This is a genomic window from Undibacterium sp. GW821-FHT11H02 (assembly GCF_058808015.1).
In genome coordinates this window covers 246,706-272,160 of sequence record NZ_JBXARG010000003.1, presented here as the reverse complement: position 1 = coordinate 272,160, position 25,455 = coordinate 246,706, and the positions used below count along the sequence as shown (strand labels likewise).

At 47.1% G+C, this 25,455-nt stretch carries 21 protein-coding genes; 3 read left to right on the top strand and 18 right to left on the bottom strand.

All coding sequences use genetic code 11. The annotated features are described in order from the left end of the window. Complete coding sequence (locus AC1RR2_RS05090) at positions 1-744, top strand: BPSS1780 family membrane protein (protein ID WP_493221207.1); 744 nt, start codon at positions 1-3, stop codon at positions 742-744. 88 nt (positions 745-832) lie between these two features. On the opposite strand, the gene AC1RR2_RS05085 is transcribed toward AC1RR2_RS05090, so the two are convergent. Continuing rightward, positions 833-1,297 carry an OsmC family protein gene (locus tag AC1RR2_RS05085; protein ID WP_493221206.1) on the bottom strand — a complete coding sequence of 155 codons (465 nt, stop codon included), beginning with the start codon at positions 1,295-1,297 and terminating at the stop codon, positions 833-835. Between the two features lie 732 nt (positions 1,298-2,029). On the opposite strand from AC1RR2_RS05085, the gene rplM reads away from it, so the two are divergent. After that, positions 2,030-2,458, top strand: a complete 429-nt coding sequence (rplM, locus tag AC1RR2_RS05080; protein WP_186890749.1) for a 50S ribosomal protein L13 — start codon at positions 2,030-2,032, stop codon at positions 2,456-2,458. A gap of 9 nt (positions 2,459-2,467) precedes the next feature. Continuing rightward, complete coding sequence (gene rpsI / locus AC1RR2_RS05075) at positions 2,468-2,860, top strand: 30S ribosomal protein S9 (RefSeq protein WP_186890750.1); 393 nt, start codon at positions 2,468-2,470, stop codon at positions 2,858-2,860. Positions 2,861-3,115: 255 nt separating this feature from the next. On the opposite strand, the gene AC1RR2_RS05070 is transcribed toward rpsI, so the two are convergent. The 17 genes from AC1RR2_RS05070 to AC1RR2_RS04990 all read right to left on the bottom strand — a co-directional run bounded on the left by AC1RR2_RS05070 (position 3,116) and on the right by AC1RR2_RS04990 (position 25,129). Further along, positions 3,116-4,822: an alkaline phosphatase family protein gene (locus tag AC1RR2_RS05070; protein WP_493221205.1), complete on the bottom strand. Its 1,707-nt coding sequence runs from the start codon at positions 4,820-4,822 to the stop codon at positions 3,116-3,118. 230 nt (positions 4,823-5,052) lie between these two features. Continuing rightward, positions 5,053-6,378, bottom strand: coding sequence for an acetamidase/formamidase family protein (locus AC1RR2_RS05065; RefSeq protein WP_493221204.1), 1,326 nt, complete (start codon positions 6,376-6,378; stop codon positions 5,053-5,055). Positions 6,379-6,647: 269 nt separating this feature from the next. Next, the gene (locus tag AC1RR2_RS05060) at positions 6,648-7,421 is read right to left on the bottom strand and encodes an enoyl-CoA hydratase (protein ID WP_493221203.1); all 774 of its coding nucleotides are present in this window, start codon (positions 7,419-7,421) and stop codon (positions 6,648-6,650) included. 13 nt (positions 7,422-7,434) lie between these two features. Next, positions 7,435-8,334: an alpha/beta hydrolase family protein gene (locus AC1RR2_RS05055; protein WP_493221202.1), complete on the bottom strand. Its 900-nt coding sequence runs from the start codon at positions 8,332-8,334 to the stop codon at positions 7,435-7,437. A gap of 195 nt (positions 8,335-8,529) precedes the next feature. Beyond that, entirely contained in the window at positions 8,530-9,726 is a 1,197-nt protein-coding gene (locus AC1RR2_RS05050; RefSeq protein WP_493221201.1) for an acetyl-CoA C-acyltransferase, read from the bottom strand. A 263-nt stretch (positions 9,727-9,989) separates the two neighbouring features. Next, positions 9,990-12,389 carry a 3-hydroxyacyl-CoA dehydrogenase NAD-binding domain-containing protein gene (locus AC1RR2_RS05045; RefSeq protein ID WP_493221200.1) on the bottom strand — a complete coding sequence of 800 codons (2,400 nt, stop codon included), beginning with the start codon at positions 12,387-12,389 and terminating at the stop codon, positions 9,990-9,992. Positions 12,390-12,625: 236 nt separating this feature from the next. After that, on the bottom strand, positions 12,626-14,416 hold the full coding sequence (locus tag AC1RR2_RS05040) for an acyl-CoA dehydrogenase C-terminal domain-containing protein (RefSeq protein ID WP_493221199.1): 1,791 nt from the start codon (positions 14,414-14,416) through the stop codon (positions 12,626-12,628). A 62-nt stretch (positions 14,417-14,478) separates the two neighbouring features. Continuing rightward, on the bottom strand, positions 14,479-15,081 hold the full coding sequence (locus AC1RR2_RS05035; RefSeq protein ID WP_493221246.1) for a TetR/AcrR family transcriptional regulator: 603 nt from the start codon (positions 15,079-15,081) through the stop codon (positions 14,479-14,481). Between the two features lie 371 nt (positions 15,082-15,452). Continuing rightward, a complete protein-coding gene (locus AC1RR2_RS05030; protein ID WP_493221198.1) occupies positions 15,453-17,153 on the bottom strand; it encodes a methyl-accepting chemotaxis protein in 1,701 nt (566 codons plus the stop codon). 166 nt (positions 17,154-17,319) lie between these two features. Further along, positions 17,320-17,700, bottom strand: coding sequence for an RNA-binding S4 domain-containing protein (locus AC1RR2_RS05025; protein ID WP_493221197.1), 381 nt, complete (start codon positions 17,698-17,700; stop codon positions 17,320-17,322). A gap of 19 nt (positions 17,701-17,719) precedes the next feature. Next, a complete protein-coding gene (gene clsB / locus AC1RR2_RS05020; RefSeq protein WP_493221196.1) occupies positions 17,720-18,880 on the bottom strand; it encodes a cardiolipin synthase ClsB in 1,161 nt (386 codons plus the stop codon). Beyond that, on the bottom strand, positions 18,873-19,700 hold the full coding sequence (locus AC1RR2_RS05015) for an endonuclease/exonuclease/phosphatase family protein (protein ID WP_493221195.1): 828 nt from the start codon (positions 19,698-19,700) through the stop codon (positions 18,873-18,875). Before AC1RR2_RS05015 ends, clsB begins: the two co-directional genes overlap by 8 nt. Positions 19,701-19,742: 42 nt before the next feature. After that, positions 19,743-20,210, bottom strand: coding sequence for a dihydroneopterin triphosphate diphosphatase (gene nudB, locus AC1RR2_RS05010; protein WP_493221194.1), 468 nt, complete (start codon positions 20,208-20,210; stop codon positions 19,743-19,745). A 402-nt stretch (positions 20,211-20,612) separates the two neighbouring features. Continuing rightward, positions 20,613-22,415, bottom strand: a complete 1,803-nt coding sequence (gene aspS / locus AC1RR2_RS05005; RefSeq protein ID WP_493221193.1) for an aspartate--tRNA ligase — start codon at positions 22,413-22,415, stop codon at positions 20,613-20,615. Positions 22,416-22,542: 127 nt separating this feature from the next. Further along, positions 22,543-23,172: a DUF502 domain-containing protein gene (locus AC1RR2_RS05000; RefSeq protein WP_493221192.1), complete on the bottom strand. Its 630-nt coding sequence runs from the start codon at positions 23,170-23,172 to the stop codon at positions 22,543-22,545. Between the two features lie 29 nt (positions 23,173-23,201). Beyond that, positions 23,202-23,552 carry an FmdB family zinc ribbon protein gene (locus tag AC1RR2_RS04995; RefSeq protein ID WP_493221191.1) on the bottom strand — a complete coding sequence of 117 codons (351 nt, stop codon included), beginning with the start codon at positions 23,550-23,552 and terminating at the stop codon, positions 23,202-23,204. A 155-nt stretch (positions 23,553-23,707) separates the two neighbouring features. Continuing rightward, positions 23,708-25,129 carry a high affinity choline transporter 1 gene (locus tag AC1RR2_RS04990; RefSeq protein ID WP_493221190.1) on the bottom strand — a complete coding sequence of 474 codons (1,422 nt, stop codon included), beginning with the start codon at positions 25,127-25,129 and terminating at the stop codon, positions 23,708-23,710. Between the last annotated feature and the right edge of the window lie 326 nt (positions 25,130-25,455).

Sequence of the window (25,455 nt, the reverse complement as noted above, 5' to 3'; positions counted from 1 at the left end):
ATGAACACTCCTCAGGCAATTGCAGGCTGGCATTGGATACAACAAGGTTTTTCAACCTTCAAGAAGAAACCATTTGAGCTTTTGTTTATGTTCTTTGGTTTGATTTTTGTGAACTTGGGTTTAAGCCTGGTGCCGTTTATTGGCGCGCTGATACCCTTCGTTTTTGGGCCGACCTTGGGTATGGGCATTATGCATGCCTGTCGCGATATTGATGAAGGTAAGCCTGTCACAACGGGATCTTTGTTCATTGCCTTTCGCTCACCAGCATTTCGCACTTTGCTGTTGTTGGGTACTTTATATACATTGGCTTTGGTGGCGGCGTTGGCGAGTTCCATTCCTTTCGATGATGGAGCGCTGTGGAATTATATTTCCGATCCTGCTAAGGCAGACCCCAAAGCCTTGGTGAAGTCGAATATAGGTACGGGTATGCTCATTTTCTTTGCTGTGTATACTCCAGCAGCGATGGGGTTTTGGTATGGCGGGCCTTTGGTTATGTGGCACGGTATGGGGGCAGCGAAGGCGATTTTTTATAGTTTTTTTGCGGTATGGCGTGCTCGCAAAGCGTTTTTGGTCTATCTACTGGCTTGGTGCGGGCTGCTCAGTTTGGTCGCGCTCTTGATGGCATTAAGTGGCGGTAAGTTGGGTGTGTTGATTTTGCCTTTGATGCTGAGTGTTTCTTTGGTGATGTATTGCACGTTTTATTTCAGTTATAAAGACGTGTTTAGTCGTGAGCAGAGTGCATAAGAATCTGTTGGAAATCACTTGAATTTCTCGGGTGAAAAATGTCAAATGCCGGATTGTTTCCGGCATTTTTTTTGGTGATTTTTTTCGCTTATTCGGCTTTCGCATTACGTTCGTGTTCTGATGGCAAGTTCAGATCATCGATTATTTCATAGCTATGCGTCATTTCGGCAGTCTTGCTCAGCATAATCGACGCCGAGCAATATTTTTCGTGAGACAAAGCAATCGCACGTTCGACCAGATTGGCTTTTAAATTGCGACCAGTGACGATGAAGTGGAAATGAATTTTGGTGAACACTTTAGGTTCTGTATTTGCACGTTCGGCTGATAATTTGACTTCGCATCCACGCACGTCTTGTTTGCCTTTACGCAAAATCAGTACGACGTCGTAGGCTGAACAGCCGCCTGTACCAAGTAAGACCATTTCCATAGGGCGAGGCGCTAAGTTATGCCCGCCACCTTCAGGGGCACCATCCATCAAAACCGCATGACCGGAGCCGGTCTCAGCCAAAAAACTCATGCCGGATACACCGGTCCAACGTACATTTGCTTCCATTGAAACTCCTGCCTTGTTAATGAGCAACTTTAAGAAATCAAACTTCGTTCTGATATCTCGATGCGAGCGAAATTCTGAATTCTTAGTGCTGCCCTGATTGCTATTGTGCTTAAGTGAATCGGATATTGTAACTGAGCTGCCCTTATTCTTGTTTGGGACTTTTGGGCACCTTGTCCTTATTCCTGTATTGAGATCTCTGCACGCGCTGCCGCTCAGGCTCAAACTTTGACTGTTTGCCAGGCATGTGCAAAGGCCTCTCTTTGCCTCATCTAATGAAATTCGAAAATTCTTTATGAGCTGTTTTTCTACTGATTACACGAGAAATCTTGATAAAAGTTCGCTTATTGCTATTTTCGGGCGCATTTTCTGCTACTTTCTAGATTGCATTAAGTTTTCCTGGCGCAACATGATTTCTTGACCTAGTATGAAGGCAGTTGTTTTCTTTGCCTTTACTCGTATCTCCTCCGTCACTCCTAGTGACTTAATCCCGAAGCAAGACTTCGGGTTTTTTTTGCCCGAGCAAAACATAACAATTGTCGATAAGTTCTTCAGGGAACTGCCTAAAACTTAAACAGTGCTTGCACTAAGTCTTTGAAAATACTATAATTTCCGACTCTCTGTTCGCCCAGGGGAGAATTTAACAAGGGAGCGTCTGCTAGGCGCGGTTAGTCTGAGCATTAGCAGAACCACCGAAATCAGGGTGTTTTTAATATTTTTTATTTAGGATTCAACATGAAAACCTTTTCCGCTAAGGGCCATGAGGTTCAGCGCGACTGGTTCGTGATTGACGCGACAGACAAAGTTCTCGGACGTGTTGCCAGCGAAGTGGCACTCCGTTTACGCGGCAAGCATAAACCAGAATTTACTCCACACGTCGACACGGGCGATTTCATCGTCGTAGTTAATGCAGCTAAACTGCGCGTGACTGGTACTAAAGCTCTGAACAAGATTTACTATCGTCATACTGGATACCCAGGTGGTATCTACGAAACGAACTTCCAAAAAATGCAAGCTCGCTTCCCAGGTCGCGCATTAGAGAAGGCTGTTAAAGGCATGTTGCCTAAAGGCCCGCTCGGTTACGCAATGATCAAGAAGTTGAAAGTGTACGCAGATGCAACGCATCCGCATGCAGCTCAGCAACCACAAGTACTCGATATCTAAGGAATAGCCATGATCGGTAATTACAACTACGGAACTGGCCGTCGCAAGAGCGCAGTTGCTCGCGTATTCCTGAAAACAGGTAGCGGCAAGATTGTTGTCAACGGCAAACCAGCTGACGAATATTTCTCTCGTAAAACTGGCTTGATGGTTATCCGTCAACCACTCGAGTTGACTAATCACCTCGAAACATTCGACATTATGATCAATGTACACGGTGGTGGTGAATCTGGCCAATACGGCGCGGTTCGTCACGGTATCACACGTGCTTTGATCGACTACGATGCAACTTTGAAATCTGAATTGTCCAAAGCTGGCTTCGTTACTCGTGATGCTCGTGAAGTTGAACGTAAAAAAGTTGGTTTGCGCAAAGCACGTCGCGCAAAGCAATTCTCCAAGCGTTAATTTGCTTATTGCAGATTTTTGCTGGAACAAAAAAACCGCCAAATTTTGGCGGTTTTTTTTCGCCCGGGATGAAGCTATCTTTCGCAGGACAGGGATGTGGATCATCGATACTCTTAGTTTGGCTTGCGATCTACCAAATCCGGAGTCAGGCGGTTTTGAATCGGCTCAAACATGGGTGGATGCCAAAATAGGAATCAAAAAAAAGCTGCAAAGCCTCGTCAGGTTTTGCAGCTTTTTGTTTGGTGTGAAGATCGATTACTTGAGTGTCTCTGTTAAAACCCGACCTTCAGCACCCGATGGCATCCTTATCCGTAACAGGTGCGACAGCGTTGATGCGATATCGACGACCTCGGCGTATTGACTATAGGCGCCCGCTTTAATCCAGGGTTTGCCCATGAACATCAAAGGCACATTGGTATCGTAGTTGTAAGGGGTTCCGTGTGAAGTGCCTGAAGGCGTACTGCCAAAATACCAGAACGGTTTTACCACGACCGTCACATCACCCGATAATTGTTTATTCCAGCCGCGTTGCATTAATCGACTGATACGGTCATTCGGTATCATGCCATTTTCAAATTGACTGCGAGTGTAAGCGTTGGCAATGCCTTTGTGGTTCAGTAAGAAGCGTGCCGTTGCATTTTCCAATTCGCTGCGGGTAATTCCTTTGGCTTCAGCGGCGCTATAGTTTAAGAAAAAATACGGTGCGGACCATTTACGGACTAATTTTTCTACGCCAAATTTTTCTTGTAAGTGTTGATTCAAAGCCTGCGACATTTTGCTGCCTTCGAGACGATATGCATCGCGCTTCATACTTTGTGAAAACTCAGGCACATTGGCAAAACCATGATCGGCTGTCAGTACCACCAAGGTGTTGTCGAGTCCGACCTTTTTGTCCACATCGTTTAAGAATTTGGCGAGTAAGCGATCCAAACGTTGCAGGTGATCGTGCGACATTTTGCTTTCTGGGCCCCAGGTATGATTGACATAATCATGGCTGGATAAACTTACGCCCAATACGTCGGTCACGCCAGCCGGATTATTACCAAGCTTTTCACCATCGATAGCCGCTCTGGCAAAATCTAAAGTCAACTCATCGACATACGGCCCGGTGAATAATTTCTCATAATATTCAGCATCGGGTTTGCCGGATTTACTGTCATAGGTATAAGGGAAACGTTTGCTGCTGGTCGTATCGGCAGGCGCCACAATATCGTCATGTGCGTCATCGTGATACGCCTGCTCTGGCAACATAGGCGTCCATTGCTTGCCATAAAAACGATCCTGCGGTTTATCAGCGACAAATTTCTGACGCCACTCGGGATAGTTTTGCATGTAGTAGGTGCTGCTGGCGAAGTTGCCGGATTTTTTCATCAGCATATAGGCCGTGCCAGTTTTGCCTGCCAATAAAATGGCACCACGATCTTTACCCGACACGGTAATCACTTTTGACTGATTGCCAGTGGCATAACGTAATTCATCGCCAACCGTGCTGACTCTCAAATTGGCTGGAGACGTGCCATCGCTGGCTTTGGTATCTTCGTTCAGGTAACTGTGTTGAGTATCTTCGGTGCAGTAGACCGAAGTCAGGGTTTGCGGATCTAACCAATTATTCCCTATGATGCCGTGTTGATACGGATAGGCTCCAGTTAACACTGCTGTATGACCGACCGCAGTCACCGTTATGCCATGTGCTTGATGCGCATTGCCAAACCATGCACCTTGCTCTAACAGGCGTTTAAAACCACCTTCGCCGAATTGATGACGATAGCGTTGCACCTGCTCATTCGGCAGGCCGTCAACGACTAATACCAAAACTAACTTCGGTGCTTTGGCGACCTTTGTGCCTGGCTCATTGGCGGCAAAAGAGGTTTGGAATGTACTGCTAAATGTAAGCGCAGCCAGGCTGGTGAGTAGAGTACGGCGCAGTTTAGAGTGGCGGTTAAGTGAAGTGGATTTTGGCATCATGGGCGCTGATTAAATTAGATAATCTGTAGAAAATCAAAGTAAGCCATAGGATACCGCAAGTGGGGGCTTAGTTCGATTCTTCACTAGCAAATTTATCGTAGTCACGCATGGTCAGTATGCTTGTCGTTTGCCTTATTATCATCTCTCCTAAGCGTCCATCATCGGCATAGCAAAGTGTCTGCACCGTCTTTACTGTGAACGAACTTATTCATAATCGGCAAGCAAATCTACTTCACATTTTGGGGAATGTTTTTTAGCAAGCGCCTATCCACTTTTGCAGCCAGTCCGACGCTACGTCCTGCCAGATTGACGACGCGATATTCCATCGATGCTCCCAGTATTTGCGCGCTTTCCGATAAGCTCAATCCGTAATCCTCAGCCAGCCATTGCGTCATCCCACTGGTGGCCAGCTTAAGCGCTTCATCTAAAGAGCCGGCTTGGCCCAAGCTCATGAGGTGCGTTGGTGAGACTACACGTGGCATGGCAATTTGTTTGTGCTTGATCACTTCCACACTAAATTCCACATCCATAGACGTTTCTAAAGCGTATTGCGAAGTTTCGCCATCACCTTGCAGCGCATGGGCATCCCCGAGGTAGAGCAAAGCGCCTGGTTGGTTAACGGGCAGATAAACCGTATTGCCTGCGACGACTTCATTGAAATCCATATTGCCGCCGAAGTTGCCTGCGTCGCCTGTCGAGATGGCTGGCATGCCGTTGCCTGGCGCGACCGCTAATCCACCTAGCATAGGTTTCACCGGGACTTTGAAATTCTTCAACTTTTCACTCGCACTATCTGGGCTGGCAAGTCCGTGTTGTAAATCGAGTTTCCAGCGTACGGCTTGCCCCAGTTCTGTACTGCGAGATGCTAAGCGCGTGGTTTGGGCTTTGTGTACGATCATGTCCAAGCTATCTGCGTAGTCACGATTGAGTCGCAGACGCTTAATATGAATCGCCAGTACATCGCCCACATCGGCATCGGCGACATAGAAGGGACCCGTTTGTGGATTGCCATACAGTGCTACCGTCACGCCATGTTCATCAACGCCGCCAGAATCGACAGTTTTTGTTTGAACCGTGTCGCCAGACCAGATAGTTAAGACTGGCGAGCGGTCTGGTGAAAAGGTGTTTGAATACGAAGTTGGAACGTAGTGGTACGTACGCGGATTGCCATCAGGACGAGCTGGAATCTTGTTCGCGCTAAATGGATGTTGAACCCGCACTAGTGGCTGATTACTATCTGGGAAATCAGCGCTGCCGCTTAAACCATCCGGGGTGATTTTGGCGCGATAAGTGTAAGTCGTCTTATCTGCGGCCGTCGCTGTGAAGAGGTAAGTGTCGCCTGTGCGAACACCAACCAAGGGATCACGATTAATACTCCCGCTGATCTTGCCACCTTGTTCGTCGAGTTCGAGGCTTTGATAAATCGTATTGCCCCAACGATCTAGTTTCATGACGTAGGAGTGATGCAGCGCGTTCGACACTTGTGATTGCGCGATATTCGTGGACAGAAGCGTGCAGACGAAGATGATTGGTAGGGCGAAGACAGAGCGCATAGTTGATGTTCCCGATAGTGGAGGTCTCGATGCGAGAATACTAATCGGGGTTTGTGGAGGAATTGTGGAGGGACAGGGGGAAGTGTGATGCTGCGCGAAATGCTGTTCCTGTCAAGAACTAGGCGCTTGCTAGTAGATATGTGGATGAGGGAGTATGGCCTTAAGCCGATGTGAAATTTCACATCGGCTTCTTCGACATAGGCCTTAAGTTTGACATTTGCAATCGCCGTGACCCCGGCACGTTTTTTTGTAGGGGGTGACGATAGACCTTAATTGAATTGTTTAAAGTCTGGCTTACGCTTTTGGAAAAACGCCATCATTGCTTCGCGTGCTTCAGGCTGCGATAACATTGCGCCGAAGTGGGCGTTTTCTTCGTTCATTTTTTCGCGAATGGCTTGCGGTTGATTCGCCTTCATCAAGCTCTTGGTCAGGCGTATGGATTTTGCTGGTAACGCGGCGATCTTCGCAGCTTGTTTTTCTGCGTAGGGTAATAATTCTTCGAGCGGGAGAACCTTGTTCACTAAGCCCATTTCATGCGCTTGTTGTGCGCTGAATGCTTCGCCTAATAAGAGCATTTCCGCTGCGCGTTGATAGCCTGCGATTTGCGGTAAAACCATACTGGACGCGAATTCTGGGCATAAGCCTAATTGCGTGAATGGCATAGAAAATTTCGCATTGTCTGCGGCGTATACCAATTCGCAATGCATCAAGAGTGTGGTGCCGATGCCGACCGCGCCACCGGAGACCGCAGCGATCACGGGTTTTTGTGCATCGTTCAAGGCATGCATGAATTGATACACAGGAGGCATTTCTGTCGATGCCAAACTGCCAGCGTGTTTCATGAAGTCTTCCAGATCATTACCAGCAGTGAAAATTTCTGGTTTGCCAGTGATCAAAATCACGCTGACGTTTTTGTCGTCGTTCGATGCATTGATGGCGTTTGCCATCGCTTCATACATGCCAAAGGTAATGGCGTTTTTCTTTTCTGGACGGTTGAAGTTGATGGTCAAAATACCGTCATTAATGTGGGTCAGAATTTCCATGATGTCTTTTGAATTAAATGATGCGTTGAATGGAAGTGGTGCTGTCTTGTTGGCTCAGCCATTGTAAAGCTTGTTGCCATAAACTATGACGAAATTCAGGACGAAAGAAACCAAAATGTCCTATGCGTTTCACTTGAATATCTTGTGGCTGTATATAGTGTCGTTCAACTTCGGCATGGGTAAAATAATCGTGCAGACCATCGATATTTTTGCGTCCCATCATTTCATCATCGGTGAAGCTCAGGCTTAAGATAGGCGCACGAAATTGATGGTGATAAGTTTGCATGGCATTGCCGGTTGCATCGACAAAATAGCGGTGATCTTTGCACCAGCGCGACCATTGATAAATTACGCCCTTGGGAAGATTGCCGACTTTTCGCAATTTTTTTCCGGGGAAGTAACCGCATATGCCGGTATACAAGGGAACCAGAAAATACCATAGCAACCAAACGATGCGTTTGAGTTGCGGCGCGTTGTAGCGCCAATAACCTGTTCCCGAACCTATCGTCAGCATGCCATCGATCAAATGATTATCCGGCAGCAAACCAGCGAGTTGGCCACCGAGAGAATGCCCAATCACCAGCAAAGGTACTTTGTCATGCCAAGCGCGCGCCGCCAGTAGTGCCGAGTTGTAATCGAGTTCCGCCCAATCACTGAGATCGGCATCAAAGCCACGCAAGGAGCGGGTAAACTGAGGCGGCAATGATTCACCCATACCGCGATAATCAAAACTCAACACCGCAAAACCATGCTCACACAAAAACTCTGCAAAAGGCGCATAAAACTGCTGCTTCACACCCATCGCCGCAGGCATTAACACAACAGCACGTACCGGGGCCGAAGGAGAATACTTACGCCCGACGAGGCGAGTACCATCTTTCGCAATGACTACAATTGTCTCAATCCTACTCATGGTAACTCCGTAAAAAAACCGCACAGAATTCGGTGTGCGGTTTAGTTTTTTGGGTTTTTGGGGGAAACAAAAAATTGCCCTCAGAAATTCAATTATAGGGATGCTGCGCTAGGCGCAAGACGGAGCAATATGTCGATATTGCGAGTACTTGCAACAACGCGCAGCGCCCTAGAATTGGATTTATGCGGGCAATGACTACATGCGTTCAAAAATACCCGCTGCACCCATACCCGTTCCCACACACATAGTCACCATACCGTACTTCAACTTATTACGATGTAAAGCATGGATAGTCGTAGCAGAACGAATCGCACCAGTAGCACCGAGTGGATGACCCAAAGCAATCGCCCCACCCATAGGATTCACTTTAGCAGGATCGAGGCCGAGGTCTTGTACCACCGCCAAAGATTGCGCCGCAAACGCTTCATTCAATTCAAACCAGTCGATTTGGTCTTGTGTGATGCCCGCAGCTTTACATGCTGCTGGAATCGCTTCTTTAGGACCAATACCCATGATTTCTGGTGGAACACCGCGTACTGCAAATGAGGCGAAACGTGCGAGTGGTGTCAGATTGAATTGCTTCAGGATTTTTTCGCTGACCAAAATCAAGGCACCTGCGCCGTCAGAAGTTTGTGAACTATTACCAGCAGTCACAGAACCTTTAGCAGCAAATACCGCTTTCAGTTTTGCCAAACCTTCGAGTGATGTATCTGGACGTGCGCCTTCGTCACGATTCACTGTACGGGTTTTGAGTTCGATTTCGCCAGTGACCAAATTAGGTACACGGTCGATGATTTCGAACGGTGTCGTTTCTGCGTCGAAGTAACCAGCTGCTTGCGCCGCCAATGCACGTTGATGCGATTGCAGAGCGAAAGCATCTTGTGCTTCACGGCTAACCTTCCATTGCGTTGCAACTTTTTCTGCAGTCAAACCCATGCCATAAGCGATACCAGCGTTTTCATCTTTCAGAATCGCCATGTTCATCGATGGATTGCTTCCCATCATAGGGACCATGGACATGGATTCCACACCCGCTGCGATCATCACATCGGCTTGGCCAACACGGATACGATCCGCTGCCATGGCGACTGCTGTGATACCAGAAGCGCAGTAACGATTGATCGTTACGCCGCCTATGGTGTTTGGCAAACCTGCCAGCAGGATGCTCATGCGCGCCAGATTCAAGCCTTGTGGGCCTTCAGGGAACGAGCAACCAACGATGGCGTCTTCGATCAGTTTAGGGTCAAGATTAGGCACTTGTGCCAATGCGGATTTCAATACACCGACCAGCAAGTCATCTGGGCGTGTGTTGCGGAACATACCACGGCCCGATTTACCAATAGGGGAACGAGTTGCCGCTACGATGTAAGCGTCTTGTAATTGAGTAGTCATTGTATTCTTCCTCGTAGAGTAGTGATGCTCAGTTCATCACGAAAACCATAAAACCTCTCAACACAGAGACACAGAGACACAGAGGGAAAACGGAGGAATCCGTTTCAAATTAACCGTGAAGCTGTACCGCTCGCCCTTGATAAAGTTTTGGTTTGATCAAATTTCTTACAACCTTACAACCTTGAATTACCGAGACTCAGAGAATGCCTTTTCAATTTGCTTTTTCTCTGTGCCTCTGTGTCTCTGTGTTGAGAGGTTTTCCTTTAGTTTCTAACTGGTTTGCCTGTTTGCATCATGCCCATGATGCGCTCTTGGGTTTTTGGATGATTCAACAATTCCATAAACGCTTTGCGCTCCATGTCGAGCAACCATTGTTCGCTGACCATGCTGCCATTGTCGATGTCGCCACCGCACACCACTTCAGCAATCATCTTGCCGAGTTTGAAGTCATGTGCAGAGATGAAACCACCGTCACGCATATTGATTAATTGTGCGCCAATAGTCGCGATACCGTGACGACCGGTGACTGGTACCAGCTTGCGCATCGCTGGACGATAGCCGGCGTCAAACATCGCGCGTGCTTCAACTTTTGCGACATGCAATAACTCATAGGCATTGAAGACGATCACATCGTTTTGATCGAGGTAACCCATCTTTTGTGCTTCTAAAGCTGATTTAGACACATTCGCTGTCGCTGCATTCGTGAAGTAGTTCTTCAAGAATTGCAACAGGTCAGTACCTTTCGCATCTTTGGCTGCGCGCACCGCGGCTTCTTTTAAACCACCACCGCCAGGAACCAGACCGACGCCAACTTCAACCAAACCGATATACGATTCCAAAGCGGCTACACGTTTAGCTGCATGCATCATCAGTTCGCAACCACCACCGAGTGCCAGACCTGCGACTGCCGCAACGACTGGAACATTCGCGTATTTCAAAGCTTGATGCGCGTTTTGTAATTGTGAAATGGCCGGTTCTATCGCCTTCACGCCACCAGACATAAACAATGGCAACATTGCTTGCAAATCTGCACCGGCAGAGAAAGCACCGCCTTCAGCGGCATCTGCATGCCAGATCACCAAGCCTTTGAAGTTTTTCTCAGCTTCTGCAATCGCTTTTTCCATGCCAGCGACCACGCCTGGTCCAATCACGTGCATCTTGGTCTTGAATGACAAAATCAAGACGTCGTCGTTCTGATGCCAGATACGAACGGAATCGTCTTCGAAGAAAGTCACACCAGCCGTCGCACCTGTTTCTGCGCCAGCACCCATCACAGGTGCGCGGAAAGCTTGACGCTCGTACACGGCCAAACTTGAACGCGGTGCGAAAGTATTACGGCTGATAGACCATGAACCTTCTGGAGTATGTACACCCGCTTTGTCAGCCACTGGGCCTTCAAATACCCACGCTGGCAATGGTGTTGCGCACAGTGTTTTGCCTGCTTCGATATCTTCTTTGACCCAAGTCGCGACTTGCTGCCAACCAGATGCTTGCCATGTTTCGAATGGACCGACATTCCAACCGAAGCCCCAACGCATAGCGAAGTCGATATCGCGTGCATTGTCGGCAATCGTTGCGCCATGAATCGCGATGTAGTGGAATGCATCACGGAAAATAGACCACAAGAATTGTGCTTGTTTGTTGGTCGATTCACGCAAAGATTTCATCTTCTTAACTGGATCTTTTTCCTTCAAGATGCGAGCGACCAAGTCATCCGCTTTGGCGCCGCCTGGAACGTATTCACCACTGGCGAAATCCAAACGTAGAATATCTTTTCCGACTTTCTTGTAGAAACCTGCACCTGATTTTTGACCTAAGGTGCCAGCTGCTACTAATTTCGCCAAGACTTCTGGTGTTTTGTAGACAGCGAAGAATGGATCATCTTGCAAGTTATCTTGCATGGTTTTGATGACGTGTGCCATGGTATCGAGACCGACGACGTCAGCCGTACGGAAAGTACCAGAAGAAGCACGGCCCAATTTTTTACCAGTCAAATCATCGACCACGTCAACGCTCAAGCCGAATTGTTCAGCTTGATAAATCGTTGCCAGCATACCGAAGATACCAACGCGGTTAGCGATGAAGTTCGGTGTGTCTTTAGCGTGAACCACGCCTTTACCCAAAGTCGTCGTCAAGAAACCTTCGAGTTGATCGAGGATGTCAGAACGGGTCGCTGCAGTTGGGATCAATTCAACCAAGTGCATATAGCGTGGTGGGTTGAAGAAGTGGACGCCGCAGAAGCGTGCTTTCAATTCTGCATCGAAGCCTTCAGATAAAGCCGTGATCGACAGACCTGAAGTGTTAGAAGCGAAGATCGCATTTGGCGCGATATGCGGTGCGACTTTTTTGTACAGATCGTGTTTCCAATCCATACGCTCAGCAATCGCTTCGATGATCAAATCGCAGCCAGCTAAAACGTCGAGGTTATCTTCGTAGTTGGCGACTTCGATCAAGCCTGCATCGTCTTTATCACCGAGTGGTGCTGGATTGAGTTTTTTCAGATTCTCAATGGCTTTGAGAACGATACCGTTTTTCGGACCTTCTTTAGCTGGCAAGTCGAATAAAACGACAGGAACTTTGGCATTGACACAGTGCGCAGCAATTTGCGCTCCCATCACACCAGCGCCGAGCACGGCGACTTTTTTGACGATGAAATTAGGCATTGGATAACCTTTACATTAAATTCAAACTTGGTTGGGGGTAGTTCAAAACAATTGACCTACATTTCTTGTTCCCCTCTCTCGCAAGCGGGAGAGGGGGGAGGGGTGAGGGACGTTCAGCAAATCAAAAGCAATATGTATCGTGCTGTTTGAGTTCGCGAGATAAAAAATTTCATCTTTTCTGAAGCACCCTCACCCCAACCCTCTCCCGCTTACGGGAGAGGGGGCTTAAAAACTATTTAAAACAGGTCCGCTTCCAACGACAACAAATTCGCAGAACCAGAACGCGCCTGACGGATGCACATGGCTGTTTCTGGGTACAAGCGCGCAAAGTAGAAACGGATAGTCGCTAATTTCGCTTTGTAGAAAGTATCGCCAGAATCTTGTTTAGCCAAAGCGATTTTCGCCATTTGTGCGAAGAAGTAGCTGTACACTAAATGACCAGCAACACGCAGATACGGAACCGCAGCAGCGCCGACTTCATCTGGATTTTGGAAGGCCTTCATACCAATTTCCATTGTCAGCTTGGTGACTTTGTCGCCCAGTTCTGCGAGTGGCGTGATGAATTCTGACATCGCTTCATCCGTGCCATTTTCTTCGACGAAAGCTTGTACTTTTGCACCGAATTTACGGAGTTTTGCGCCATTGTCTTGCAAAATTTTACGACCTAACAAATCCAAAGATTGCACCGTATTCGTGCCTTCGTAGATCATATTGATACGGGCATCGCGTACATATTGCTCCATGCCCCATTCGGCGATGTAACCGTGACCGCCGAATACTTGTAAGCATTCAGAAGTCGCTGTCCATGCGTTGTCAGTGATGAAGGCTTTGATGATCGGTGTCAGCAAAGCGACTTCGTCCGCGCATTCTTTACGCACTTCTTCGTCTGGGTGATTCAGTTCTTTGTCTAGTTGTAAAGCAACATAAGAACAGAAAGCACGACCACCTTCAGCCCAGGCTTTTGCCGTCAATAACATGCGACGTACATCCGCGTGAACGATGATAGGATCAGCTGGTTTGTCTGGTGCTTTTGGACCGGACAAGCTACGCATTTGAATACGGTCTTTCGCGTAGACCAAGGCATTTTGGTAAGCGACTTCGGTCAAACCCAAACCTTGCATACCCACGCCTAAACGTGCTGCGTTCATGAACACGAACATCGCGTTCAAACCTTTGTGTGGTTGACCGATCAAAGTACCGACCGCGCCATCCAAATTCATTTGGCAAGTGGAGTTGCCGTGGATACCCATTTTTTCTTCGATTGCGCCGCAGAAGATAGGATTACGTGCACCGAGGCTGCCATCTGCATTTGGCATGAACTTAGGTACTAAGAACAGCGAGATACCTTTAGAACCTTCCGGTGCATCTGGCAAACGCGCTAATACCAAGTGAATGATATTTTCTGCGCAGTCATGTTCGCCGGCAGAGATAAAGATTTTCGCGCCAGTAATTTTGTAAGTACCGTCGCCTTGTGGTTCTGCTTTAGAACGCAACATGCCGAGATCGGTACCGCAGTGTGGTTCGGTCAGGCACATCGTGCCTGTCCATTCGCCAGAAGTCAGTTTCGGCAAATACAAAGCTTTTTGTTCTGGTGTGCCATGTTCATGCAAGCATTCGTAGGCGCCATGTGACAAACCTGGATACATAGTCCAAGCCTGATTACCGGAGTTCATCATCTCGTACATGGAGTTGTTCATCACCAGTGGCAAACCTTGGCCGCCGTATTCCGGATCGCAAGAGAGTGCAGGCCAGCCCGCTTCTACGTATTGTTTGTACGCTTCTTTGAAGCCTTTTGGTGTAGTGACAGTGTGATTAGTTTTATCGTGATGACAGCCTTCGCGATCACCGGAGTGATTGATAGGGAAAATCACTTCTGAGCAAAATTTACCGCCTTCTTCCATCACCTGATTGATGATGTCGGCATCAATTTCAGCGTATTTTGGCAATTCTTTGAGTGCCGCTTCTACTCCCAACAATTCATGTAAAACGAATTGCATATCGCGTAACGGAGCGATGTATTGACCCATGATTTTCTCCTCTGGACTAAATAAGTTCTAAATAAGTTCTAAAAATTTGCATCTATATTGTTTTATACGCTGGATTTGACTGGCGCATAAGATTGAATCATTCTTTCAAAACCTCGTTCCGCACGGTTCACGCTACCTGTTTTTTTCAAAAAACGTGCATCGTGATGTAAAGCTAAAATCAAACCATACATTTCATAGACTATCTGTTCAGGATCGATATCTTGTTGCAGATGTTTTAATTCTATGGCCTGAACGCTTGCTCGTAATAGGGCGCCTTGCCAGGCATTAACCATCGCCACCAGTGCATCGCGAATCGGACCCTGTCTATCGTCATATTCAGTGGCGCCACTGATGTAAATGCAACCGGATGCAATTTCATGCGTCACTCTTTGCACCCACAAACTAAACATAGAACGCAAACGAGGTAAGCCGCGAGCTTCTTTCATACTAGGATAAAAAACTTCCTGTTCAAACGTATGGTGGTACAACCTGAGTACTTCAATCTGTAAATCTTCGCGTGAACCGAAGTGGGCAAATACGCCCGATTTGCTCATATTCATTTGTTCTGCGAGCAAGCCTATGGTTAAGCCTTCCAGTCCATTTCGACTTGCTGATTCCAGTGCTGTTTCCAATATTGCCGCTCGGGTTAATTCACCCTTGCGCATAAATTTCGAAGTGATATTCATTGTTGTAATTGATTTTTTCTGAATGGGTACCGCGATTTCTGGACACTGGAAAATAGTCTGAGCTGTAAAAAAAGCACGCTCAAGAAAATAATCGAACGACCGTACTATTCAACATGCGCCTTTAAATGTCAATCAGAAAAAACTCATTAGAATGGAATACCTACAACCATGTGCGCGATTACGACAATGCCTGCTGACAGTCTTAAATTGTTCACGCTGATCGCCTGAAAATTCAGGCAATGTAAAGGCGCTGGTGGTATGCGCACAATTGAAAGTCAGATAAAAACGCCATCTGTGCCTGAGTTTAGGTACAGATGGCGTTGTCTTTGGGGACCACACAGTGTGAGACTTTAGAACTCTTCCCAAGCATCAGCACTAGCAGGAGCCGCTTTTGGTTCTGCTTTTAGGCGCGCAGTTTGAGTGGGTCTATTGGTAGAAGGGGCTTTTTTGGCAGCGGGGCGGCTACTGGATCTGGTGGCGGCCTTAGGTGGGCTATAGGCTTGTTGATCTAGTTTAAATACACTGACCACTTGTACCAGGTTAGCGGATTGTTCTTGTAAAGTGGCCGCTGCGGCGGCTGCTTCTTCTACTAATGCCGAGTTCTGTTGCGTGACGCTATCCATTTGTATGATGGCTTGATTGATTTGCTCTATGCCGCTGGTCTGTTCCTGACCCGCCGCCGTGATTTCACTGATGATGTCACTGACCCGTTTTACGCTGTCTACCACTTCTTGCATGGTGCTGCCTGCGCTATCGACCAGGCGTGTGCCCTGACCGACTTTTTCTACGGAGTCATTAATTAATTCTTTGATCTCCTTGGCGGCACTGGCAGAGCGTTGTGCCAAGCTGCGTACTTCCGACGCCACCACTGCAAAGCCGCGCCCTTGTTCGCCTGCACGCGCGGCTTCTACCGCAGCATTCAATGCCAGAATATTGGTTTGAAAGGCGATCCCGTCAATGACACTGATGATGTCGACAATTTTTTTGGAGGATTCATTAATTGAGGTCATGGTCGCGACCACTTCCGAGACAACGTTGCCGCCTTTCTCCGCAATTGAAGTTGCAGTTTGTGACAGGATATTGGCTTGTCTGGCATTGTCGCTATTATGTTTAACCGTCGAGGTGATCTCTTCCATGGAAGACGCCGTCTCTTCTAGGGAGCTGGCTTGTTCTTCGGTACGGCTGGACAGGTTGAGGTTGCCGTTGGCAATTTCAATTGCGGCACTATTGATTTGTTCTGTGCCAGCCCTGACTTCGCTGACGACGGTGAGCAAGCTGGTGTTCATTTCTGATAGCGCACGAATCAATTGACCAGTTTCACAGGTGCTCTCGACTTCAACACTTCTGGTCAAGTCGCCGGCAGCAATCGATTGCGCCAGACTGACCGCATTTCTGAGTGGTGCAGAAACAATTCTAGCCAGCCAAATAGCCATGGAAAAACCTATTGCTATGCTGGCGATTATGGCGATGATGATCATCATGCGAGCATTGAGAAATAGCTTATTACTATTGCTGGTCGCTGTCTGTCCTGCAACAATTTGCGCGTCGACTATCTTGTCTAACATGCCGCGCATTTTTTTATTGCTACTAGACGACTCTGTACGCAGAACCGCAACGGCTTCCTTGGTTTTACCCTCTTTGGCCAAACTGCTTATTTTGTTTGAGATCTGAGCGTATTCATTAAATGACAGCAATAACTCATCCAGCGCTTTTTTGTCTTCCGCGGTGTCGGCTTTTTTTAAGAATGCAGCATGATTCTTTCGGAATGCTTCTACCGCCTCATTGGTGCGCTCCCCATATTTCTTGGCTTCTTCAGGATTTTCTGCAGTAGCAAGCTGAGCTTCTTGCGAGCGCATACGAGAGACGCTCTCTTTCATGCCCATACCCGCAATTGAGCTAGGCATCAAATCATTGCTGATTTCATCCGTAGATCGGTTCAGGTTGGTTAATTGGAAGATGGAAAATACACCAAGAAAACAGGTGAGAAGTAAGACCGCAATAAAGCCCAGTATCAGCTTGGCGGCTATTTTTAGATCGTAAAACGCTTGCATTTGAATCTCCTTGGAGGATCACTACAAAGTCTCAGATAACTAAATAAAATAAAATTGTTTCAATGAAACAATATACATCTAAAGCGCAAGTGAATTGTAGAAAGATATTAAAAATCTTGCTCGAAACCGCTAAGTTGAGGCGAGTTGTTGCTTCTTTAGCCTAAGCTTATTCCAAGTGGATATTGCTCAGTTGTCGTCGCTGCCGTTTGGTTGGACGTTCGCTGATTTGGGCCGCTGGCTCTTGTTGGTAGCGCCGGTTTTCCGCACGCTGCTGGCGTTTGAGTTGGCTTTCGGGAGTCTCTGCGTAAAGCGTTTGAGCAATGCTGGCAGCACCTCGTACATCAGATAATTTCAACACTTCAACCAGCCACACTTGTTCCCCTTGATGAATTTCTAACAAATCGCCTATCTTGACATTGTGTGCTGGCTTTACTCTCTGTTCATTCTGCAACACGCGCCCTAATTCGATAGCATTCGTCGCCAAACTACGTGTTTTAAAGAAGCGGGCTGCCCATAGCCATTTATCGATTCGGATAGAGAGTGTCATGTTATTGATGAAATTTTAATTAACGGTATTCACCTAATGTTGCCAGTCGCATCAAGCTGCGATAAAACCAGTAAGCGAGCCGGTGTTTAAACCGTTTGATCCAACTCTGCTTTACCACACAATGCGGATCTACCTGAATCGCATCTTTTAGGCCTTGCACTAAATGCTGCTTGAGCTGACTGGCGAAATTTTGATCGAGCACCACAATATTCGCTTCATGATTGACGAATAAGCTTAAGCCATCAAAATTACTGGAGCCGACGGTGGCCCAGCTGCCATCTATTACGGCGACTTTAGCATGCAGATTGGTCTTGCGGTATTCATAAATTTTTATACCACTCGCTAGAAGTTTAGGATAGTACGACTGTGTTACTGCATCCTGCCAGTCGAATTCTCCCACACCCAAAAGAAGACTGACATCGACACCGCGTTGTGCCGCGCGGATAAGACCGTTACGCATTCTGCGTCCAGGTGCAAAGTAGGGATTGGCTAAAATCGCAGTCTGACGCGCCGAACCTAGGGCTTTTAAGTAGGCTTTTTGAATGGTGCTGCGATTGCGCAAATTGTCGCGTACCACCATTGCAGCTTGAGTTAAATGTTGACCGTTGCTCTTGATTTGTGAGCGCAAATCGACAGTTAGCTTTAGCCTTTGCAATAATTGTAGTTTACCCATCTTCAGCCATTGCGTGCTGATCTCTTTGTGTATGTTCTGCACCAGATTGCCATTTACTAGCACGGCGAAGTCCCAGCGCGGGAAAGGCAGGGGCGTATTTTTGCCATCATCCGACCTACAATCATCGATGATATTGATACCGCCAATAAACGCGATAGCCTGATCGACGACGGCTAGCTTTCTATGCGTACGTGCCAAGCCTCGTTTAAACCAAGGGTTAAACAGACGACATTGCACGCCTGCATTTAGGAAGTCTGTTTGCAATTGCTGAGTATGATTACCACCGCCCAACCAGTCGATGATAACTTGTACAGACACGCCACGCTGCGCCGCCTGACATAAGGCAAGCGTAATGGTTTGGGCAATATGATCTGTCGCGTAAATATAGGTTTCTAATAGTATTTCGTGCTGTGCTTTGTGTATAGCGTCAATCAAAGCAGCAAAATATTGCTCACCTGTGTGTAGCAATTGGACTTGGTTGCCATCGCTGAAAACCAGCTTAGCCATGGCGCAATTGCAGATGATTGAGTTTAAGGTCGACACAAATGGGCACGTGGTCAGACAGTTGTGACCATGGTTTTCCACTCAAGACCTGGGCTTGTTCTACATGAAAGCCGCGCAGATAGACGCGATCTAAACTTAGCCACGGCAGGCCGGCGGGAAAAGTACGTGCATGATTTGATTTGGATTGAAATAAAGTCTTTACCGATGCCATAGCGCTGCGCTTTAGTGGCAATTCCGCGTGATGGTGAGTTGCGACATCGAATGCCTCTATAACGCCTAACTCTTTGTACAGAGTGTGACTCAGTCTTTGGCTCCAATCATTGAAATCACCGGCAATAATCAAGGCCTGATCGGGCTCGACCTGCTCTTGAATTTGTGCAATCAAGGCTTGAATCTGACGCCTTCGACTGGCTGCAAACAAACCTAGGTGTATCACAAAGCAATGTGTCAAGACCTGACCTAATTGCACCCTGACATGCAAAATGCCGCGCTGCTCATACGCATGATCGGAGACGTCATGATTGCTCGCATGCAAAATGGGTAAGCGGCTTAATAGCGCATTGCCATGATGACCATGCTGGTAAACCGCATTCATACCATAAGCCGATGTGTGAGAATCGCCTGCTAAAAATTCATGTTGCCCTTGCTCAGGCCAGTCCGCATGTTTTTTAGCATGATGATCGTGTTGACCTTGAACTTCTTGGAGAAATACCAGATCAGCATCGAGCAATTTGATAGCTTCTTTTAAGTCATGAATATGCGCCTTGCGTCCGAACGCACTCACACCTTTGTGGATGTTGTAGGTGGCAATACGTAGTTTCATGATCTTGCCTTTGATGGTGCGAATTGAATTTGGATGAGGAATTTAAATCTGCTTATCGCCATTGTTGCAGCGCTGACGCAATTGCAAAATCGCTTCGGCATTTGAGGCGGAAAAGCATAAGTCAGCCGCTTCTTGTAGTGGTAACCATTGATAGCGTAAATGTTCTCTCGGCGCTAGTGTAACCGAGGTGTTGCGTGGCACACAAAGGCCAAAGACATATTCTTTGTTGTGGGTCACACCCGGCGCATAACGATGACGCCAGGTTGGATAAATTTCATATACATTCGAGAGCTGCCAATCGCTTAAGTGGTGAGCTTGTGTATCTATCCCGGTTTCTTCCATCACTTCACGTTGCGCAGTCCATTCCAAAGCTTCATTTAAACTGTCTTTGGAGCCTGTGACGGACTGCCAAAAGCCAGGTTTATCGGCGCGTTCAAGTAATAGAACTTCGAGTTCTGGCGTGTAGATGACGACTAAAACGGATTCGGGGATTTTGAAAGTGCTGCTCATGATTTTTTTGATGATTGCGCTTGGCTAGATGTGTCCATAGTATGCCATAAAACCATCTGTTGATAGTTCAGGAGCGGTAAGAAGTCTAAGGCAATCACTTGAAGAAAATCATGAGAGAAATTTTTGAAAAAAACATGAAAATCCCAATAAAACCTCACCGCAGAGGCGCAGAGCACGGAGAGAAAAACTGCCTTTCTCTGCGCCTCTGCGGTTAGCACTTTTTTCATTCGTTTGATTCGCATTAGCTTCATACGATTGCCTTGGTACGAATTCGACTGATCGTTTGACTGTGCGTTCGATTGTGATGTGCATATAAAACGTCACAGGGCAAAAAAAACGGCAGAATGATCTGCCGTTTTGATTTGTCGCGACATACAGCGCCTTGACGCCGTTTTAAATCACTTAAACGACTTTAGGCTCCGCAGCACGCAAACGAATATGCAATTCTTTCAATTGCTTTTCGTCGACTTCAGACGGTGCTTGTGTCAACAAACATTGTGCGCGTTGTGTTTTCGGGAAGGCGATCACGTCACGGATCGATTCTGCACCGGTCATCATTGTCACGATACGATCCAAGCCGAACGCTAAACCGCCATGTGGAGGCGCGCCATATTGCAGAGCGTCGAGCAAGAAGCCGAATTTCAATTGCGCTTCATCGTCGTTGATCTTCAAAGCACGGAATACTTTGCTTTGTACATCAGCGCGGTGAATACGTACGGAACCGCCACCGAGTTCCCAACCGTTCAAGACCATATCGTAAGCTTTGGCGATACATTTGCCCGGATCCGTTTCCATCAAATCTTCATGACCATCTTTGGGTGCGGTGAATGGATGGTGGGTTGCGGTCCAGCGATCGTTTTCTTCATCGTGCTCGAACATAGGGAAGTCGATCACCCACAATGGCTTCCATGCGTCTTCGAACAGGCCATTATTTTTGCCGAATTCGCTATGACCAATCTTCACGCGTAAGGCGCCAATCGCATCGTTGACGACTTTCGCTTTGTCCGCACCGAAGAAAATCAAATCGCCATCATTGGCGCCAGTCAATTCCAAAATTTTTGCCAAGGCGGCATCGTGCAAATTCTTCACGATAGGCGCTTGCAAACCATCGCGACCAGCGGCTTTGTCATTGACTTTGATGTAAGCCAGGCCTTTCGCGCCGTAAATGCGAACGAATTGATCATAAGCGTCGATTTCAGAACGTGGCATACTGCCGCCGCCTGGAACTAACATACCAACGACGCGGCCATTGTGCATATTGGCTGCGTTGGAGAAGACTTTGAAATCCACGTCTTTCATGACTTCAGTCAAATCGGTGAATTGCAATTTAACGCGCATATCCGGTTTGTCGGAACCATACAGACCCATGGCTTCAGCGAAATCCATGACTGGGAATGGGTTAGGCAAATCGATATCCAAGGTCTTCTTGAATACCCCACGGATCATGCCTTCAAACATATCGCGAATTTCTTGTTCGTTCATGAACGAAGTTTCGCAATCGATCTGCGTAAATTCTGGCTGGCGATCCGCACGCAAATCTTCATCGCGGAAGCATTTGGTGATTTGGTAGTAACGGTCAAAGTTCGCCACCATTAATAATTGTTTGAACAATTGTGGTGATTGCGGCAAGGCGAAGAAATTGCCTGCGTTGACACGGGATGGCACTAGATAATCACGTGCGCCTTCTGGTGTGGATTTGGTCAACATCGGTGTTTCGATATCGATGAAGCCATTTTCATCGAGGAACTTACGCACTTCCATTGCGACCTTATAACGCAGACGCAAATTGTTTTGCATTTGAGGACGGCGCAAATCCAAGACGCGGTGTGTCAAGCGGGTTGTCTCAGATAAATTGTCATCATCGAGTTGGAATGGTGGCGTGACGGATGGATTCAGAATTTCCAATTCGTGGCACAGAACTTCGATTTTGCCTGACTTTAAATTATTGTTGATAGTGCCGTCTGGGCGATTGCGTACGATACCGGTGATGCGCAAACAGAATTCATTACGTACCGTCTCTGCATTTTTGAAGACTTCAGCGCGATCAGGATCGCATACGACTTGCACCAAACCTTCGCGGTCACGCAAATCGATAAAAATCACCCCACCGTGATCACGACGGCGATGCACCCAGCCGCACAGGCTGACGGTTTGGCCGAGTAATGCTTCAGTAGTAAGGCCGCAGTAGTTGGTACGCATGGACATAATTTCTTACCTGTCTTCTTAAAAGTTAATAGCTTTGATGTTAATTCGTCGAGTTTAATTTGCTAGTTTTAATTCACTATGTATTAATTTACTATGTATTAGCTTTGCTCAAGCTGCATTGCTAATCCTAGTTACAAATCTTATTTTGTGCCGCTGCTACTTGTTCTGCCACTTCTGGCGCGACGACACCCATAGAAACTACGTATTTGAGTGCCGTATCGACACTCATATCAAGTTCAATCGCATCCTTTTTGGGGATAATCAGAAAATACCCAGATGTTGGGTTAGGGGTAGTTGGTACGTAGACACTAATGAAGTCGCCATCGAGATGTTGAGCCACAGCATGGCCTGGTTTGCCGGTCAGAAAAGCGATAGTCCAAGAGCCTTCGCGTGGATATTGAATCAACAGTGCTTTACTAAAGGCATTACCCGATGAAGAAAACAGCGTGTCAGAAACTTGCTTGACGCTGGAGTAAATGGAGCTGACGATGGGGATGTGATTAAGTAATTTTTCCCATAAACTGACAACATATTTACCAATAAAGTTTTTGGTCAAAAGGCCGGTAAAGAAGATGATCAATACGGTAAGCACTGCACCTAAGCCAGGAATCTTAAAACCAATTAAGGCTTCGGGACGCCACTGTTCTGGCAATAAGAGTAAGGACTGATCCATGGTGCTGATGACGGCATGCAGTACCCACGCGGTGATGGCGAGTGGGACAAGTATCAATAAACCAGTAATAAAATATTTACGCATGGATCTTGGATCTTTTCGGTTTGATGTGCTTATGCTGCTTTGTTGTCGCTGGTGCTGCTAGTGCTGCTTGCTGAACTGCTGTCGCTACTTGATGAGCTAACCGCTGGTGCAGCGCTACTTGGTGCATCTGATGTTTTAGATTCACCGCTTTTATCTTCATTTTTTGCAGCGACACCGGTCGCTGCAGCATTACCTGTTCCACCACGGAAGTCGGTTACATACCAACCCGAGCCCTTTAATTGAAAGCCCGCCGCGGTGACTTGTTTTTTAAAGCTAGCCTGATGGCATTCAGGGCAAACCGTGAGTGGGTCTTCCGACATTTTTTGCAGCACATCTTTGGCAAAGCCACAGGCATCGCAGCGATAAGCGTAGATAGGCATTTTTATCCTTAGGAAAACTTGTAAAACCCTGAATTATAACGGTTTACCGGCAATTTTTGCAGAATTGCCTAAGGGCTTAAGAATATCCTAAGGATACTTGACTGGATTTGAATTCTAAATTGCCATGTAAAAGTGAATTCCTTCGGCGAATTTGTTTAATAGGCAATCTTGGTCTTAACTTGCGGTAGAAGTGAGCCGAACAGCATCCCCGCTAAACTCATTAAGACACCGACTAATTGGGGTGGCCAGAATTCTTCGGGTGCATTAATTTCCAATAAAATCCAGGAACTTAATCCCAAAACGATAGACAAAAGCGCCCCTTGTCGTGTTGCATGCTTCCAGTAAAGACCAAATGCTAAAGGTATGAACGCAGCGACTAAAGTGACTTTGTAAGCGTTTTCGACCATTTTGTAGATACTTGCCTCGGTATTCATTGCAAAATAAGTCACGATGACGGTGAAGACCAATACCACGGCTCGCATCATGAATAAGAATTGCTTATCGCTTTGCGCTGGTAATAAAGGCTTCAGAATATTTTCAGAAAAGGTCACCGATGGCGCTAGCAAAGTCGCGCTGGCGCAGCTCTTGATGGCTGATAGCAACGCACCAAAGAACATGACTTGCGCCAATAATGGCATTTTTGTCATGATTAAGGTGGGCAAAATCATCTGTGAATCTGTGCCTATCAATCTCGCCACCATCTCAGGATCAATCAAGGTCGCGGAATAGGCGAGGAACATAGGAATGAAGGCAAACAAAAAATACAAACTACCGCCGAGTACCGCTGAATTGGCCGCTGCGTTTTCAGAATGCGCTGAGGCCACGCGCTGGAATACGTCTTGTTGCGGTATCGAACCTAGCATCATGGTAATCCAGGCGGCGAAGAACCATAGCACCTCGCGTGAGGTCGGTGCTGGCCAGAATTCCATTTTGCCCGCATTCACCGCATGCGTAATGACAGTGCCGGCGCCACCCACCATGTTGGAGACTTCCCAGCCCATATACAACATGCCTATCATGATGATGATCATTTGCAGAAAATCAGTAATCGCCACCGACCACATACCCCCCATTAAGGTATAGATCAAAACGCTGCCGGCACCTATCATCATGCCCATATCCATGCTAACCGCACCACCAGAGACTACGCTAAATACTAATCCTAGTGCTTTGATCTGAGCCGCTACCCAGCCCAGATAAGAAACAACGATACACAGCGAGACCAAAATTTCGACAGTACGACCGTATTTTGCTTTGTAATAGTCGCCTATGGTTAGCAAATTCATGCGGTAGAGGGGGCGGGCGAAGAAGAGTCCAACGAAAATCAGACACAGCGATGAGCCAAAGGGATCGGCTACTACGCCTTTCAATCCTTCTTTGACGAAGGTAGAGGAAATACCCAAAACCGTTTCTGAACCAAACCAGGTGGCAAACACGGTTGCGGTGACGATATACATGGGCAGAGAACGACCCGCCACTGCAAAATCTTTTGAGTTCTTAACATAGCGGGCGGCATAAAGTCCTATGCCCACAGAAATAATCCAATACAGAACGACCAGCCAAAGCAAAGTATTCATGGGAAAAATCGTAAAAAAAAGGAAAAAGAATAAAAATGCCCGCGTCATTTTTGCGGGCATTATAAGACAATTCGCTTAGGATCAGCACAGTGTCAGTTCATGCCGAGATTCTATCGAAAAATTGTGTAAGTTGGTGTTCAACTGCCAACAAATGCTTTTAAATTAGGCAGGTTTAGGGGTAATGCCGTTCAGTGAAGACGAATATGAGGACATCTCAATGCGAAAAAGCGAGATTTTATCCGGAATAAAAAACCTAAACGGCTAGAATCTGAGGCGCGGAGATACGCAGAGAAACGCAGTAAAATCTTCGCCTTTCTCTGCACTCC

Bases quoted from the DNA above. Each gene is read 5' to 3' on its own strand.
- AC1RR2_RS05090 (WP_493221207.1), top strand. From the start codon at position 1: ATGAACACTCCTCAGGCAATTGCAGGCTGGCATTGGATACAACAAGGT.
- AC1RR2_RS05085 (WP_493221206.1), bottom strand. From the start codon at position 1,297: ATGGAAGCAAATGTACGTTGGACCGGTGTATCCGGCATGAGTTTTTTG.
- rplM (WP_186890749.1), top strand. From the start codon at position 2,030: ATGAAAACCTTTTCCGCTAAGGGCCATGAGGTTCAGCGCGACTGGTTC.
- rpsI (WP_186890750.1), top strand. From the start codon at position 2,468: ATGATCGGTAATTACAACTACGGAACTGGCCGTCGCAAGAGCGCAGTT.
- AC1RR2_RS05070 (WP_493221205.1), bottom strand. From the start codon at position 4,822: ATGCCAAAATCCACTTCACTTAACCGCCACTCTAAACTGCGCCGTACT.
- AC1RR2_RS05065 (WP_493221204.1), bottom strand. From the start codon at position 6,378: ATGCGCTCTGTCTTCGCCCTACCAATCATCTTCGTCTGCACGCTTCTG.
- AC1RR2_RS05060 (WP_493221203.1), bottom strand. From the start codon at position 7,421: ATGGAAATTCTGACCCACATTAATGACGGTATTTTGACCATCAACTTC.
- AC1RR2_RS05055 (WP_493221202.1), bottom strand. From the start codon at position 8,334: ATGAGTAGGATTGAGACAATTGTAGTCATTGCGAAAGATGGTACTCGC.
- AC1RR2_RS05050 (WP_493221201.1), bottom strand. From the start codon at position 9,726: ATGACTACTCAATTACAAGACGCTTACATCGTAGCGGCAACTCGTTCC.
- AC1RR2_RS05045 (WP_493221200.1), bottom strand. From the start codon at position 12,389: ATGCCTAATTTCATCGTCAAAAAAGTCGCCGTGCTCGGCGCTGGTGTG.
- AC1RR2_RS05040 (WP_493221199.1), bottom strand. From the start codon at position 14,416: ATGGGTCAATACATCGCTCCGTTACGCGATATGCAATTCGTTTTACAT.
- AC1RR2_RS05035 (WP_493221246.1), bottom strand. From the start codon at position 15,081: ATGCGCAAGGGTGAATTAACCCGAGCGGCAATATTGGAAACAGCACTG.
- AC1RR2_RS05030 (WP_493221198.1), bottom strand. From the start codon at position 17,153: ATGCAAGCGTTTTACGATCTAAAAATAGCCGCCAAGCTGATACTGGGC.
- AC1RR2_RS05025 (WP_493221197.1), bottom strand. From the start codon at position 17,700: ATGACACTCTCTATCCGAATCGATAAATGGCTATGGGCAGCCCGCTTC.
- clsB (WP_493221196.1), bottom strand. From the start codon at position 18,880: ATGGCTAAGCTGGTTTTCAGCGATGGCAACCAAGTCCAATTGCTACAC.
- AC1RR2_RS05015 (WP_493221195.1), bottom strand. From the start codon at position 19,700: ATGAAACTACGTATTGCCACCTACAACATCCACAAAGGTGTGAGTGCG.
- nudB (WP_493221194.1), bottom strand. From the start codon at position 20,210: ATGAGCAGCACTTTCAAAATCCCCGAATCCGTTTTAGTCGTCATCTAC.
- aspS (WP_493221193.1), bottom strand. From the start codon at position 22,415: ATGTCCATGCGTACCAACTACTGCGGCCTTACTACTGAAGCATTACTC.
- AC1RR2_RS05000 (WP_493221192.1), bottom strand. From the start codon at position 23,172: ATGCGTAAATATTTTATTACTGGTTTATTGATACTTGTCCCACTCGCC.
- AC1RR2_RS04995 (WP_493221191.1), bottom strand. From the start codon at position 23,552: ATGCCTATCTACGCTTATCGCTGCGATGCCTGTGGCTTTGCCAAAGAT.
- AC1RR2_RS04990 (WP_493221190.1), bottom strand. From the start codon at position 25,129: ATGAATACTTTGCTTTGGCTGGTCGTTCTGTATTGGATTATTTCTGTG.